The sequence below is a fragment of the Clostridium thermobutyricum genome (genome assembly GCF_000371465.1).
GTDB classification, from domain to species: Bacteria; Bacillota; Clostridia; order Clostridiales; family Clostridiaceae; genus Clostridium; species Clostridium thermobutyricum.
The window spans coordinates 2,538,261-2,553,553 of sequence record NZ_KB850956.1; the positions used below are offsets into that span (position 1 = coordinate 2,538,261).

The window sequence follows — 15,293 nt, forward strand, 5'->3', positions numbered from 1 at the left end:
CTAGCCTCCTAAAATATTATCTTAATTTTAGTCCATTCTTTTCGAATTCAGTTCTTATTCTTCCTTCTACTTCATCAATTTTTATTATTTCATTATCTGAGCTAGTTCTTAATCTAAATTCCACTTCTCCATCAGTAATTTTCTTACCAACTACAACTCTCATTGGAATTCCCATTAATTCTGCGTCTTTAAATTTAACACCAGCTCTTTCTTTTCTATCATCAAATAATACATCTAATCCTAAACTTCTTAAATTATTGTATATTTCTTCTGCGATTTTCATTTGTTCTTCATCTTTTGAGTTTACAGCTATAACTGAAACTTTATATGGAGCTACTTCCAATGGCCAAATTATACCATTTTCATCATGATGCTGTTCTATTATTGATGCAACAGTTCTTGTTACACCTATACCATAACACCCCATTATAAATGGTTGCTCTTTTCCGTTTTCATCTATAAATTTAGCATTCATAGATTCTGAATACTTAGTTCCTAATTTAAAAATATGTCCTACTTCTGTTCCTTTTGCAATAGTTATTTTTCCACCACATTTTGGACATTTTTCTCCTTCTTCGACATTTCTAAAGTCTCCTACAACACCTTCGAAATCTCTTCCATAATTAACACCAGTTAAATGATATCCTGTTTCATTAGCACCTACTATAATGTTATGCATATTTTTAACTTCTTCATCTACTAATAATAAGTCTACTTTTATTCCTACTGGTCCTGCAAATCCTGTTTGTGCATTTGTAGCTTCCATAACTTGTTCATGACTAGCTAATTCTATGTCTCCAGTTGCATTTGAAGCATTTGCTACTTTAACTTCATTTACTTCTCTATCTCCTCTAACTAAAACAGCTACTGTTTTTCCATCTACATTATATAATAATGTTTTTACTGTCTTTTTAGTGTCAACATTTAAAAATTCTGAAACTTCTTCTATAGTTCTACTATTTGGAGTTTCTACTTTTTTCATTTCTTGTAATGCTTCTTCTTCGGCTTTTTCAGCTATAGCTTCTGCTTTTTCTATATTTGCAGCATAATCACAAGCTGTACAGAATACTATATCATCTTCTCCAACTTCTGATTTAACCATAAATTCAGCTGAATTTGATCCTCCAATAGCACCTGAATCTGCTTCAACACATTTTGCATCTAATCCACATCTATTAAATATATTAACATATGCATCATGCATTTTATTGAATGCTATATCTAATCCTTCTTGGTCTTTATCAAAACTATAAGCATCTTTCATTATGAATTCTCTTGATCTCATAACTCCAAATCTTGGTCTTCTTTCATCTCTATATTTTGTTTGTATTTGATAAAGGTTTATTGGTAATTGTTTATATGATTTTATTTCATTTTTAACAGTGCTTGTGAACACCTCTTCATGAGTTGGCCCTAAGCAATAGTCTCTATTCCCTCTATCTTTAACTCTGAACATTTCAGCTCCATAAGCATCCCATCTTCCTGATTCTTGCCATAATTCTGCAGGAATAATCGCTGAGCAAAGTAGTTCTTGAGCTCCTTTAGCTTCCATTTCTTCTCTTATTATTTCTTCTACATTTTTAAGTACTTTAACCCCTAATGGTAGATGATTATAAATACCTGAAGACATTTTTCTTATTAATCCTGCTCTAAGCATTAATTGATGACTTGCAATTTCTGCTTCAGCTGGAACTTCTCTTAATGTTGCTATTAACATATTTGACATTCTCATGTTAAAAATTCCTCCTAGAATATATGATTATTTTAATTTTATTATTTACTTGAATAAAAAAAAGCCCCCCTATGTTATATAGGGCGACTTAAATCGCGGTACCACCTAAATTTATTTCTTTAATAATGATAACGGTATTAAACCGATAGTTTTTCTATAAACTCCAAAGCTGGTTCAAAATCTATTTGAAAATCTTACAGCCTATGGATTTTCTCTCTGAAAAGACGATTTCTACTATTCTTCTTCAACGTAATAATATGAAGTTATGATTTTTAATTATATCTTTTTAAAAATTCAATGTCAATAAGTCTACAAATTAGTTTCAGCTAAATATCTAGCAAGAACTAAATCTTCAGGTGTAGTAATTTTTATATTAGTGTATTCACCTTCATATAAAAAGACTTTATTTCCATAAAGTTCTGCTACTGAAGTATCATCAGTAACTATTGCTTTATCTTCTTTCACTTTTTTATGACATTCAAAAATCAAGTTATAATCAAATATTTGTGGTGTTTGAACTGCTACAAGACTTGACCTATTTAAAGTTTCTTTTGAAAATGAATTTTCATCTTTTACTTTTATTGTATCCTTAGGCATAATTCCTGGTGCAACTGATTTATGAATTTTTACAAGTTCTATTCCTTTTTCAATTAGCTCTTTGCTTAAAAAAGGTCTTGCACCATCATGAATTAAAACTATATCAGCATTTTTTATAGCTTTTAATCCGTTAAATACAGAATCTTGCCTTTCTGTACCTCCTGCAACAATTAAATCTACTTTTAAATCATATTTAATTACTATTTCTTTCTCAAAATATTCTATTTCGTCTTTTGGAACAACAACTACGATATTATCTATGCTGTCACAATCCATAAATTTTTTTATAGTGTAATATAAAATTGGTTTACCATTTATATCAATATATTGTTTACTAACTTTAGAGTTCATTCTTTTACCTCTTCCGCCAGCTAATATAATTGCACTATTCATTTTTTATATTCTCCTATTCCTTAGGCTTTGCAAATATCATTCTACCAGCAGCTGTTTGAAGTACTGAAGTAACTATAACACCTATTGTTTTAGTCATATGTTTTCTACCATCTTCAACTACTATCATAGTTCCATCATCTAAATATGCAACTCCTTGAGTTTGCTCTTTACCTTCTTTAACAACTTCAACTACCATTTCTTCACCTGGTATTACAACTGCTTTTATTGCATTAGAAAGCTCATTTATATTTAATACAGGAACACCTTGTACCTCTGCTACTTTATTTAAGTTATAGTCATTTGTTATTACTTTTCCTTCTAAAGTTTGAGCTAATTTTAAAAGTTTAGCATCTACTTCTTGAATTTTAGGAAAATCACCTTCCCAAATTTGAGTTTCTATTTCAACTTCTTTTTGTATTTTATTAAGTATATCTAGTCCTCTTCTTCCTCTAACTCTTTTTAAAGAATCTGATGAATCAGAAATATGTCTTAATTCGTCTAATACAAAGCTTGGTATAACTAAAGGTCCTTCTATAAACCCTGTTTGACAAATATCATATATTCTCCCATCAATAATAACAGATGTATCTAAAACTTTTGGTATTTCTTTATATCCTTTTTGTCCTTTTTGAACTTTTTCTTTCTTTTCCTTTATTGGCTTTTCTCTATTTATTCCAGCTTTTTTTATTGACATAAATAAATTATTTAAGTCATCTTTTTTACTTATCATAATTTTCATACCAAGTACGGCACCAATTATATTTAATAAAACATACAATATGGGTCCTATAAGATAGATATTGCTTAAAGGTTTTCCTAAAAAGTACATTATGATAAGCACCACCAATGCTCCTATAGCTCCATATGTTATTTCTGCTATAGAAACACTTCTCATATTTCCCTCTGCATACTCCATAAGATTAAAAATTAAATTGTATATAATAGGTGAAACTGCAAATAAAATAACACCAAATAATAAAGAAATAAAAATAAGAAATAATACCGAACCTAAAGTTGTTGAAAGATAACTAATCTCTCTAACAGCCTCAATTTTTAGCACAGCTTCTCCAACTATATACCCTAAAAGTACTCCAATTAGAGTAAAGATTCCTCTCATTAATTTTTTTAACATCTTGTCACCTCCTCATTTTAATTATTGCCATAATAAATATATTAATACTTGTAATTTATTTGTTAATAAATTCATTATTAATTCAAGTATAACATATTAAATTATGTTCTTGAATTAAGTTTTTATTAAAAAAATATATAAATCTATTTTAATTTTATTAGACAATACCCCCTATTTTTTTTAATTGTCCTAGTATATTATACAACTAAGAGAAACAAACTTTCTCTTTAGCACTATTGCCTCTACCTTTTATATTAATTATTTATTTTCAATCAAAGGAGTTGATTTTATGAAAGATGTAATATTTGATGAATTTCAGGATATTGTGATGGACTCATTAATTAGACATAAAAGCATATTAGATATAACTAGTAAGTTTTCTGAATCAAGCGCAAGAGTAAATAGAGCTATTGTTAAAGCTGTAACTGATTGTGGATGCATAAAAATAAATGCTCATAAGCAATGTGTTCCAACTGAAGAACAAACTTTAACTGAGTTGGCTAATTGTTTTAAAAGTCACTTAGATGGTAAAATATGCGATAATTGCCGAGAAGTAATTGAACGAGAAATGGGGAATCATATTTTTTATTTGACTTCACTTTGTAATAGTTTAGACATTAACCTTTATGATGTTCTTTTAAAAGAACACCAAAAAGTTAATGCTTTGGGTAAATTTGATTTTAGATAATAAAAGTCGATATCTAGAATGACATCTAGATATCGACTTTATTATTCTCACTTTTTATTTTTATAATTCAGCTTTTAAAGAAATTTGCTCATTTATTCTTCTTAATCCATTTCTTATTGCCCTTGCTCTTGCCTCACCTATTCCTTCGACCTTATCTAAATCTTCAATTTCAGCAGTTATTATTTTATTAAAACTTCCAAAATGTTTTATTAGATTTTCTATTACTGTTGAAGGTATTCTTGGAATTTTACTTAATATTCTATATCCTTTTGGAGATATTAATGTATCTGCAAGAACTGTATATCCATGTCCTAATGTTCTAGCTATTGCCTCTAGATCTATTAACTCTTCTGATGTTAATTTTTGAATTGCATCATAAATATCATTAAACTCATTCTCATAATAACAATAATCTCTTATCAATAAGATACCATCTCTTTCTACATATCTTATAAGCTCATTTAATTGCATTGAAATAAGTCTACCTTCATTTCCTAACTCAAGTATATACACTCTAATTTCTTCAACTATTCTCATAACCATTTCTGTTCTTTGAATAGCTGTAACAACATCAAAAAGTGTTGTTAAATCTTGAAATTCTAATAGATTTAGATTATTTATAACTCTGTCAAGAACTGATACATATTTCTCTAATGTTTGAATAGCCTGATTTGATCTTGCTAAAATTACGCTACTTTCTCTAAGAACATATTTTATATCACCTTTATAAACAGTTATTATATTTCTTCTTTGAGATATTGCTATAACTATTTTGTTAGTTTGTCTAGCCACTCTTTGAGCTGTTCTATGTCTAGTACCTGTTTCTACTGTTGGAATATCAGCACTTGGTACTAATTGTGTATTCGCACATACTATTCTTTTTAAATCTTTACTTAAAACTATTGCTCCATCCATTTTGGCAAGTTCATAAACATATGCTGGTGAATAATCTGCATTTATTTTAAATCCACCATCTACTAGTTCCATAACATCTTCACTATCACCTAGAACTATAAGACCTCCTGTTTTTGCTCTAAGTATATTTTCCAATCCCTCTCTTAAAGCTGTTCCTGGGCACATTATTTTAAGTATTTTTTTTATTTCTACATCTCTTTCTAACCTCATAATGCTTACTCACCTATTTTAAAATATCTTTTTTATTGCTTCTCTAATATTATTTACCCCTATTATATTTGCCTTTTTTCCCATTAGTTTATCTTTATTTCTCCATGGAATTATTATATTTTCAAATCCCATCTTTTCAGCTTCATTAACTAATCTTTCCGCTGATATTATTGGTCTTATTTCTCCTGTAAGGCCTACTTCTCCTACTACCAATACTTTTGGTAAATTTATTCCTTGATTTTTCAAACTTGAAATAAGTGCTATTGATAATCCTAAATCAGCTGTTGTTCCATCTATGTTTAAACCACCAACAACATTAACATAAACATCGCAATTATAAAAAGGTACTTTTAATTTTTTTTCTAAAACAGCTAGTATAAGACTCAATCTTTGATTATCTATTCCTACTGCTGTTCTTCTTGGCATAACTGCCTTAGTTTCTGTAACAAGTGCTTGAATTTCTACAAGTATTGGTCTCGAACCTTCCATTACACCAATAACTACAGAACCTTCTTGATTAAAATTTGTATCTTCTAAAAATATACTCGATGGGTCATAAACTTCAGTTAACCCTTCTTGTCTCATTTCGAAAACTCCAATTTCACTTGTAGTTCCAAACCTATTTTTCATTGTTCTAAGAATTCTAAATTCTTCTGTTCTCTCTCCTGAGAAATGTAAAACCGTATCAACCATATGCTCTAATACTCTTGGCCCAGCAAGTTCTCCTTGCTTAGTTACATGAGCAACTATAAATAATGGAACATTTTTCTTTTTTCCTATTCTCATCAATTGATTTGAACATTCTTTTACTTGAGATACACTTCCTGGAGCTGATGTAACAGTTTCTTTATATATTGTTTGTATAGAGTCAATTATAACAAACTTCGGCTCTATCTCATCTATATAAACTTCAATTTTATCTAAGTTAGTTTCAGATACTATATAAAGCTCATTACATTTAACTCCTAGTCTATCTCCCCTTATTTTTATTTGCTCTTCTGATTCTTCCCCCGAAACATAAAGAACTTTTCCATATTTATTTGAGATATTATGAGCAGTTTGAAGTAAAAGTGTTGACTTACCTATTCCAGGATCTCCTGATATAAGAGTTAAAGAACCTTTTACAAGACCGCCACCTAAAACTCTATTTAAATCATTTAAACCAGTGTCTAATCTTTCTCTTTCTCCAGATTTTATATCTTTTATGCTTTTTGGCATATTATCTATTGTTATAGATTTAGCTATTTGGTTTTTTACTATTGTTTTTTCATCTTTAACTTCTTCTACAAATGTATTCCATTCATTACAGTCTGGACATTTCCCTAACCATTTTGGACTTTCATATCCACATTTTTGACAAGTGAATATAGATTTTATTTTCGCCATAAAAACACCCTTTACTATCTTATTTTTATGTACAAAATATAATTTTTCTTATATTGAATACCATACTTTTAATTATATCTTATTTATAGAATATAATAAATTTAATTTAATAATATCTTTATTATTTTTTTCAGGAAATTTTAAACATCTTATATGTAAAAAAAGATATCCTAGATTTAGCTAGAATATCTTTTTATTATCTTAAGTTAATTATTTTAATAAACTTGCTGCTGCTTCATCTAAAATAACTGTTACATCTTTATGCATTTGAAGCATTGTTACAGGACAGCTTGTTGAAATTTTTCCACTAAATAATTCTTTCATAGCCTCTGCTTTATTTTCTCCACTAGCTATTAAAAGTATTTTCTTTGATTTCATTATTTGTCCAAGTCCCATAGTTACTGCTGTTTTTGGAACATCATCTTCTGAATCAAAATATCTTGAATTTGACTCAATAGTACTTTTAGTTAATCCTGTTAAATGAGTTCCTGCTACTAATTCTCCATCTGGTTCATTAAATGCAATATGTCCATTAGTACCTACACCTAATAATTGCATATCTATTCCACCTAGATCATCAATCATTTGATCATATTTTCTACCTTCTTCATTAACATCTTCTGCTAATCCATTTGGTACGAAAGTTCTAGATTTATCTATGTTTATATGATCTAATAAATGATTATTCATGAAATATCTGTAACTTTGAGGATGATCTCCTCCTAGTCCTACATACTCATCTAAATTTACTGAAGTAACATCTTTAAAATCAATTTCCCCTGCTTTATTCATTCTTATTAATTCTTTGTACATTCCTTCTGGAGTTCCTCCAGTTGCTAACCCTAATATAGCTTTTGGATTTGAATTAACTACTGCCGCCATTTCCTTTGCAGCTGCTTTACTCATTTCATCATAGTCTTTAACAACAATTAATCTCATTTTAAAATCCCCTCTCGTCTTGAAATATTTACTTCTAAAATATATTTATCTGATCTATATATTGACTCTTCAATAAAGAGTATATTTTTTTTGTCATCTAATGTTTTTCCATATGTTCTTATAAGTGGTGCAACTTCTGATAAATTAAATATTTTTTTATAATAATCATCCATAATTAACGCTGTTATTTCTGATTCTGAATGATCTATAACATATCCATTTTCTTCTATTATTTTAAATAAAGATCCTTTTAATTTTTCTTTACTTAAATTTTTACAAGTTTTCTCTGGGATATGTACTATTTCATTTGCAATACATTCGTTATTTACTTTTCTCATACGATTAATTCTATAAACTTTTTTTGACTTTAAAACATCAATAAGTTCTTCTGGTGTATCTATTAGGTCAAACTCTAAAACTTCTGTTTCCAATTCTCCACCAGATTTTTTAATTATATCTGTAAAGCTCATAACATCTTTTTGTTTCACTTTAGGTTCACATACAAAAGTTCCTTTTCCTTTTTCTCTAACAAGAATTCCTTCTTGGACTAATTCTCCTAAAGCTTGTCTCACAGTCATTCTGCTTACTTCATATTGCTCTACAAGCTCTCTTTCACTTGCTATACATTCATTTACCTTCCAGATTCCTTTTGATATTTTTTCTTTTATTTCTTCTTTTACTTGATAATAAACAGGTATTGGACTATTTTTATCTATCATAAGTTTTCCTCCTAATTAAATTATATATAAGATTTATATAGTTGTCTAGACCACTATACAATTTATTTTTATTATTTGAATAAATTATTTTTTTATACAAATAATAATTATACAACTATTTAGGAGGTGCTACTATGTTTAATAAATTAAACTTATTAAATCCCAAAAACTCTATTGTTGAAAATCCACTTAAATCACCAGTTCAAACTATTATCAGTCAAAATTTTGATGTAAATCAAGATAAAGATGAAGCTGAAAATTTAATAATCAATTCTAATTTGAGTAATGATCATAATATTGAATAAACATTTATTTCCTTGAACAAGATTTTGTTTTGGAGTAAAATTTATAATTATAATTAACAATACATAGGAGGTAGACAAATGGTTAAAGTTTATACAACTGAATCTTGTCCTTGGTGTGTTAAAGCCAAAAATTACTTAAAGAGTAAAGGTGTAGAATTCACTGAGTTAAATGTACAAGAAGATATGGAAGCTAGAGAAGAAATGGTTAGAGGAACTAAGCAAATGGGTGTACCTGTTCTTGATATAAACGGTAAATTCATTGTAGGTTTCGATAAACCTAAAATAGATGAAGCTTTATCACAAGCTTAATATAAAAGCACACAAAGATTTCTTTGTGTGCTTTTATTTATAAAAAAACAGACTAAAGTTTTTCTTTAATCTGTAAATACTCTAATTCTAATTATATAACTTTAATAAGTATAATAGATGCAGGTATAAGTACTATTAATATCATTAAACTATAAAATGCAAATGTCTTTATATAATCAAAAGATTTTATTTCACCATTTGCTATAGCAAATTTATAAGATATTATACTTGCCATTGATCCTATTAAAGAGAATAATCCTCCATTATTTACTCCATATATAAGTGCTTTATAATTATGTGTAAATGGTGCTAATAAGAGCGTTGCTGGAACATTACTTATAAATTGACTAATTCCCAGTGCTATAAAATAGGTATGCAAGTCGCTTACTAAAAAACCTGATATTAATCTTTTTACTTCTGGAATTGCTGATATATTTCCTATAAATATAAAGAATGCAGTGAATGTTATTATTAAAGAATAATCTATATGTAGAAATAGTTTTCTATCTATAATTAATGTCACTATTATTACTATTGCAAATGCAATTTTATAGTTTACTAAATGGAAAACTGATCCTAGAACTATTAAGAATAATATTATATAAATCACTATCATACTTTTCTTTTCAACTTTAACCTCATGTATAGTAACACTTAGCTTTCTGTTTTTTTGCGTACATGTTAACATTAATAAAACTATAAATGCGATTATAGTTATTGGTATTGTAACCCCAAAAAACTGCTTATCAGTTAAATTGAAGTGCGTATAAATGTATAAGTTTTGAGAACTACCCATTGGAGTTAATGAACATCCTAATATTGCCGATATAGTTTGTAATACTATAAGCTTCATAGGATTAAAATTTGCTTTTTTAGCTAATATCAAACTAATTGGTACAAATGTTATTAATGCAACATCATCTGTAATTAACATAGAACTAAAGAATGTCAAACATATCATTATAAGATATATACTTCTCAAACTTTTATCCTTATGTAATAAACTTGTCCCAATATAATCTAAAAACTTAAAACTTTTTAATGCTGTAACCACCACCATTAAATTAAATAATAATATTAACACCTTAAAGTTAATGTAGCTTAATTTAGGATGAGATATAAAAGAAGTAATTATTGATAATACAACTGCTATTAGCAATATTATTTCTTTTTTACAAAAATCTTTCACCCTTTGTTTATCTAGCGTGTTTAAATTCATGACGTCTCCTTCTCAATGTAGAATTTAAAATAAGGTTAACAATTTTATTTTAACTTGCATAAAAATATATATCAATAAACAATAAATATATTTATTATTAACATTTTTAACGCAATTCATAGAGTGCCAAAAATTTTAACACTCTATAATTGAAACTATTCGTTTAAATCTACATATTCACCTGTTTTACTAAAAATAATCCATTCACATATATTTGTTATATGATCTCCTATCCGTTCTAAATATTTACTTATAAATAATATTTGAGTACCTAAAGTTATTTTATTTTCATTGTTTTTTACATATTTCAATGTATTTTTAAACACTTCCTTATAGTATAAATCTATGTTATCATCAAGCTTACATATGTCATATGCTGATCTTGTATCTCTCTCTAGATAAGCTTCCATAGATAAGTGTAACATATTTTTTATTTCCTTTTCCATTTCCCATACACTGTTAGCCTCTTCTATAAACTCTTTGAAGTCATTGTTGCTAATTATCTTACATATATCAACTGTAAGGTCTGCCATTCGCTCTAAATCTGTTACTATCTTTGATGCTGTAAATACCCTTCTTAGATCTTTAGCTAAAGGTTGTTCAGTAGCTATAAACTTTATACATTCCTCTTCTATTTCTTTTTGAAGATTATCTATTTCATTATCTTTTTCCATAATTTCTTCTGCAAGATTTTGATTATTTTCACTTAAAGCAATCATAGCTGCTTCTAATTGATTACTTACTAATTCAGACATATACTTTAATTTACTATTTATAGCATTTATCTTTATAGTATGAATCTCTCTTTTCATATTTTCACTCTCCTTTATCCGAATCTTCCTGTTATATAATCTTCAGTTCTTTTATCTCTAGGTTTATAGAAAATATCTTCTGTCTTTCCATATTCAATTACTTCTCCACTTAAAAAGAATGCTGTCTTATCTGCGATTCTTCCAGCTTGTTGCATATTATGTGTAACTATTATTACTGTATAATCTTTCTTTAAATTTTCTATAAGTTCTTCTACTTTGCCTGTAGATATAGGATCCAAAGCTGATGTTGGCTCATCCATAAGAATTATTTCTGGTGAAATAGCAAGAGTTCTTGCTATACAAAGTCTCTGTTGCTGTCCTCCTGAAAGTCCCATTGCACTTTTTTTAAGTCTATCTTTTGTTTCATCCCAAAGTGCTGCTCCTTTTAAACTTTTCTCTACTATTTCATCTAATTTCTTTTTATCTCTTATTCCATGTATCCTAGGCCCATAAGCTACATTATCATATATACTCATAGGAAATGGATTTGGCTTTTGAAATACCATACCAATTCTTTTCCTTAATGTTATTTCATCATAATCTTCAAATATATTTTCACCTTCAAATAAAACTTTACCTTCTATTCTAACTCCATCTATTAAGTCATTCATTCTATTTATAGTTCTTAAAAAAGTTGATTTACCACATCCCGAAGGTCCTATTAATGCAGTTACTTCATTTTTCTCAAAACTTATATTTATATTTTTTAATGCTTTATGTGTTCCATAGTACAAATTTAAATTCTTAGTTTCTATCACTTTCATTAGTATCTCCTCCTATAACCCCGTTGATTTTTCTAATTTTCTACTCACTATCTTAGCTAAAATATTAAATAATAAAACCATTATTACCAGTACTGCTGCTGTCCCATTAGCTATCTGTGTTGCATCAGGAACTATTCCATCTGAGTTTAATTTCCATATATGCACTGCTAAAGTTTCTGCTGGTCTAAAAAGTGAGAAAGCTGATGTTTGCCCTACAAAACTCACATCTTTAAAATTTAATCCACTTGAACTTAATCCTGCTGTATATAAAAGTGCTGCTGCTTCTCCAAATATTCTTCCAGCAGCTAATATTATTCCTGTTAAAATTTCTTTTCCAGCTGTAGGTAAAATTACATTTTCTATTGTTTGCCATTTTGTAGCTCCTAAACCTAAAGAGGCTTCTTTTACTTTTTTAGATGCATTTCTAATTGCTGTTTCTGATATTCTAGTCATTATTGGAATATTTAAAATACTTACTGATAATGCACCAGCTAAAATTGAATATCCAAACCTAGCCATATTAACAAATACTAATAATCCAAACATTCCTATTACTATTGAAGGAAGAGAAGCCATTGCTTCTAAGCAAAGTCTTATTATTCTTATTACTGGTCCCTCTTTTGCATATTCTGCTAAATATATTCCTGCTCCAACTCCAATTGGTACAGTTATTATTAAAGATATAATAAGCATGTAAATTGAATTAAATATTTGAGGACCTATTCCCCCTCCTTCTCCAATAATGCTAGGTTTACTAAATATAAAATGTGGTGTTAGCATTTTTCCACCTTTATAAAATATATAAATTATAAATGAAGCTAATATAAAAACTATAAAAATACTAATTAGATATAAAATACCTGTTGCTATCTTATCTGCTTTTCTAGGATTTATCATTTAAGTGTACCTCTTCTTTCTACTAATCTTACAATTAATATAAATATAAAAGATATTATAAGAAGTATAAAAGCCATACTCCATAAAGCGTTATTCCATGCACTTCCACTTACTGTATTAGTTATATCCATAGTAAGAATACTTGTTAATGTAGAGGTGGAATCTATTATTCCATTTGGAATCTTCACTGTATTTCCTATAACCATTTGAACTGCTAATGCTTCACCAAATGCTCTAGCAAGACCTAAAATTACTCCAGTTAAAATTCCAGTTTTAGCTTCCGGAACTAATACATTCTTTATAGTTTGCCATCTAGTTGCTCCAAGCCCATAAGATGCTTCTATATGCATTTTAGGAACTGCATTTATTGCATCTATAGATAAAGTAGCTATTGTTGGTAATATCATTAATGAAAGTACTAATATACCTGCTAATAATGAAAATCCAACTCCCCCAAAATGATTTTTTATAAATGGTACTAAAACCATTAATCCTACCCATCCATATACTACAGATGGTATTCCCACTAATATCTCTAATGATGGCTTTATTAACTTTTCACCAAACTTAGTAGAAATTATATTTGTAAAAACTGCTAAAGCTACTGCAATAGGTGCGCTAATTATTAATGCTCCTACTGAAACAAAAGTTGAACCTAAAACAAATGCTAATACTCCATATGTAGCTGGTCTTCCAGCTGGATTCCAATTATCACTAAAAACAAATGTAAAAAAATTTAATCCACTTTTAGTAAAAGATTGAATTCCTTTTGAACCAATAAAAAATATTATAGATAAAGTTACAACTATTATTAATAAACCACATAATGTTGAAAATCCTTTCCCAACATATTCAGTAACAAGTTTTTCTTTCAAACTCCTCTTTTTCATATTTCCCTTCCTTTACATCTTTTGTTTTATAAAATTGGCTGTACTTTTATATTATGCACAGGTATAAACCCTAACTTTTCAACTTCTTTAGCATTTTCTTTACTCATTACATAATCAATAAATTCTTTTGCTAATCCTGTTGCTTTTCCTTTTGTGTACATATGCCCCCATGACCAAAATTTATAATTACCATCTTCTATATTTTTTATAGTTGGACTCATTCCATCTATTTTTATTATTTGTAAATTTTCCTTTGCTTCTTTATTATTCATATATGTTAAAGCCATATAACTTATGGCACCTTTACTTCTTTTCATAGCTTGAAGCACTGCTCCATTACTATCTTGAACTGCACCAATCCCATCATTTTCTAAATCTTTGTTTCCACCTAAAATAGTATTAGTAAATGTATCTCTTGTCCCTGATGATGCGGGTCTATGTATTACTAAAATTGGTTCATTATTTCCACCAAGCTCTTTCCAATTTTTTATCTTTCCCGAAAATATTTCTCTTATTTGTTTTGTAGTAAGATTTGTAATTCTGCATCCTTTGCTCGCTACTATACAAAATCCTTCCCCAACTACTTTATGATCTACTAATTCATCTGATTGTTCTTTTGTAAGTTTTTGATTTGCAAACATATCAGAATTTCCTATATTAACTGTCCCATCCAAAACTTGAGTTAATCCTGTTCCTGATCCCCCTGCTTGAACATTTATAATGTCTCCATAATGTGTTTTGTTAAAATTATTAACTGATACCTCCATAAGTGGTAGTAAAGCAGTTGAACCACTAATAGTAATAGATCTAGTATTTCCATCATCTTTAAATTTTTTTGCATTAAAACCAAGATATATGATCCCTATTATAGCTATAAATAAGAATCCAATTAAAAATTTCATTTTTCTATTACCCATATAAAAGCCATTCCTCCTTATAACTCTATATTTATACAATAATCTACTCAAATTAACCGTATATTAGCTTTAAGTTAAATAGTATTATACTTTTATTAAAAATTTTTAACATAACTTTAATTCAGCTAAATTTTCAAAATAAAAAAGTGTATTATGCCAAGATTCAAAACTTATTGTTTCCAATCTAAATGCGTAATACACCTTATAAAATAAAATTTTATTATATATACTTTTATTTAATTATTTTTGGATTAATTCATCAATTCTTTTTTTATCAAAACCAACTACAATTTCTCCATTATAATCTAAAACTGGCACTGTTTTTTGACCTGAAACTTTAATTACTTCTAATCTTTCTTCTTGAGCATCTGCTACATTTACTGTGGCATATTCAATACCTTTCATATCTAAGTATTTTTTTAATTTTATACATCCTGGACACCAAGATGTTGAATAAACTTTTACCATA

At 28.1% G+C, this 15,293-nt stretch carries 17 protein-coding genes and 1 other annotated feature; of the genes, 3 read left to right on the forward strand and 14 right to left on the reverse strand.

What is annotated here, in order from left to right; translation table 11 throughout:
- Positions 1-16 precede the first annotated feature (16 nt).
- The 3 genes from HMPREF1092_RS11895 to HMPREF1092_RS11905 all read right to left on the reverse strand — a co-directional run bounded on the left by HMPREF1092_RS11895 (position 17) and on the right by HMPREF1092_RS11905 (position 3,854).
- A complete protein-coding gene (locus tag HMPREF1092_RS11895) occupies positions 17-1,732 on the reverse strand; it encodes a proline--tRNA ligase (protein ID WP_002598921.1) in 1,716 nt (571 codons plus the stop codon).
- 76 nt (positions 1,733-1,808) lie between these two features.
- Positions 1,809-1,989 (reverse strand) — a binding site (T-box leader).
- A 52-nt stretch (positions 1,990-2,041) separates the two neighbouring features.
- Positions 2,042-2,722 carry a 2-C-methyl-D-erythritol 4-phosphate cytidylyltransferase gene (gene ispD, locus HMPREF1092_RS11900; protein ID WP_002598922.1) on the reverse strand — a complete coding sequence of 227 codons (681 nt, stop codon included), beginning with the start codon at positions 2,720-2,722 and terminating at the stop codon, positions 2,042-2,044.
- A gap of 13 nt (positions 2,723-2,735) precedes the next feature.
- Positions 2,736-3,854 carry a PIN/TRAM domain-containing protein gene (locus tag HMPREF1092_RS11905; protein WP_002598923.1) on the reverse strand — a complete coding sequence of 373 codons (1,119 nt, stop codon included), beginning with the start codon at positions 3,852-3,854 and terminating at the stop codon, positions 2,736-2,738.
- 289 nt (positions 3,855-4,143) lie between these two features.
- Between HMPREF1092_RS11905 and HMPREF1092_RS11910 the strand changes: the two genes are divergently transcribed.
- Positions 4,144-4,542: a nucleoside triphosphate pyrophosphohydrolase family protein gene (locus tag HMPREF1092_RS11910; RefSeq protein ID WP_002598924.1), complete on the forward strand. Its 399-nt coding sequence runs from the start codon at positions 4,144-4,146 to the stop codon at positions 4,540-4,542.
- Between the two features lie 60 nt (positions 4,543-4,602).
- On the opposite strand, the gene disA is transcribed toward HMPREF1092_RS11910, so the two are convergent.
- From disA to HMPREF1092_RS11930, 4 genes are all read right to left on the reverse strand, one after another.
- Complete coding sequence (disA, locus tag HMPREF1092_RS11915; RefSeq protein WP_002598925.1) at positions 4,603-5,667, reverse strand: DNA integrity scanning diadenylate cyclase DisA; 1,065 nt, start codon at positions 5,665-5,667, stop codon at positions 4,603-4,605.
- A gap of 18 nt (positions 5,668-5,685) precedes the next feature.
- Complete coding sequence (gene radA / locus HMPREF1092_RS11920; RefSeq protein WP_002598926.1) at positions 5,686-7,053, reverse strand: DNA repair protein RadA; 1,368 nt, start codon at positions 7,051-7,053, stop codon at positions 5,686-5,688.
- A gap of 210 nt (positions 7,054-7,263) precedes the next feature.
- Complete coding sequence (gene nagB, locus HMPREF1092_RS11925; RefSeq protein ID WP_002598927.1) at positions 7,264-7,992, reverse strand: glucosamine-6-phosphate deaminase; 729 nt, start codon at positions 7,990-7,992, stop codon at positions 7,264-7,266.
- The gene (locus HMPREF1092_RS11930; protein WP_002598928.1) at positions 7,989-8,711 is read right to left on the reverse strand and encodes a GntR family transcriptional regulator; all 723 of its coding nucleotides are present in this window, start codon (positions 8,709-8,711) and stop codon (positions 7,989-7,991) included. Before HMPREF1092_RS11930 ends, nagB begins: the two co-directional genes overlap by 4 nt.
- Positions 8,712-8,845: 134 nt before the next feature.
- Between HMPREF1092_RS11930 and HMPREF1092_RS17265 the strand changes: the two genes are divergently transcribed.
- Both HMPREF1092_RS17265 and HMPREF1092_RS11935 read left to right on the forward strand, forming a co-directional pair.
- A complete protein-coding gene (locus HMPREF1092_RS17265) occupies positions 8,846-9,016 on the forward strand; it encodes a hypothetical protein (protein WP_002598929.1) in 171 nt (56 codons plus the stop codon).
- Positions 9,017-9,094: 78 nt separating this feature from the next.
- Positions 9,095-9,325, forward strand: coding sequence for a glutaredoxin family protein (locus HMPREF1092_RS11935; protein ID WP_002598930.1), 231 nt, complete (start codon positions 9,095-9,097; stop codon positions 9,323-9,325).
- Between the two features lie 91 nt (positions 9,326-9,416).
- Here the strand turns inward: HMPREF1092_RS11935 and HMPREF1092_RS11940 are convergent, their stop codons facing one another.
- From HMPREF1092_RS11940 to HMPREF1092_RS11970, 7 genes are all read right to left on the reverse strand, one after another.
- Complete coding sequence (locus tag HMPREF1092_RS11940; RefSeq protein ID WP_002598931.1) at positions 9,417-10,544, reverse strand: SLC13 family permease; 1,128 nt, start codon at positions 10,542-10,544, stop codon at positions 9,417-9,419.
- A 155-nt stretch (positions 10,545-10,699) separates the two neighbouring features.
- On the reverse strand, positions 10,700-11,356 hold the full coding sequence (gene phoU, locus HMPREF1092_RS11945; protein ID WP_002598932.1) for a phosphate signaling complex protein PhoU: 657 nt from the start codon (positions 11,354-11,356) through the stop codon (positions 10,700-10,702).
- A gap of 14 nt (positions 11,357-11,370) precedes the next feature.
- Entirely contained in the window at positions 11,371-12,120 is a 750-nt protein-coding gene (gene pstB, locus HMPREF1092_RS11950; RefSeq protein ID WP_002598933.1) for a phosphate ABC transporter ATP-binding protein PstB, read from the reverse strand.
- 12 nt (positions 12,121-12,132) lie between these two features.
- Positions 12,133-13,014: a phosphate ABC transporter permease PstA gene (gene pstA, locus HMPREF1092_RS11955; RefSeq protein ID WP_040414226.1), complete on the reverse strand. Its 882-nt coding sequence runs from the start codon at positions 13,012-13,014 to the stop codon at positions 12,133-12,135.
- Positions 13,014-13,907 (reverse strand): phosphate ABC transporter permease subunit PstC, encoded by an 894-nt coding sequence (pstC, locus tag HMPREF1092_RS11960; RefSeq protein ID WP_002598935.1) that lies wholly within the window; start codon positions 13,905-13,907, stop codon positions 13,014-13,016. The genes pstA and pstC overlap by 1 nt, the downstream gene beginning before the upstream one ends.
- A 26-nt stretch (positions 13,908-13,933) precedes the next feature.
- Complete coding sequence (locus tag HMPREF1092_RS11965; protein WP_002598936.1) at positions 13,934-14,824, reverse strand: phosphate ABC transporter substrate-binding protein; 891 nt, start codon at positions 14,822-14,824, stop codon at positions 13,934-13,936.
- A 240-nt stretch (positions 14,825-15,064) separates the two neighbouring features.
- Positions 15,065-15,292, reverse strand: coding sequence for a glutaredoxin family protein (locus HMPREF1092_RS11970; protein WP_002598937.1), 228 nt, complete (start codon positions 15,290-15,292; stop codon positions 15,065-15,067).
- Between the last annotated feature and the right edge of the window lies 1 nt (position 15,293).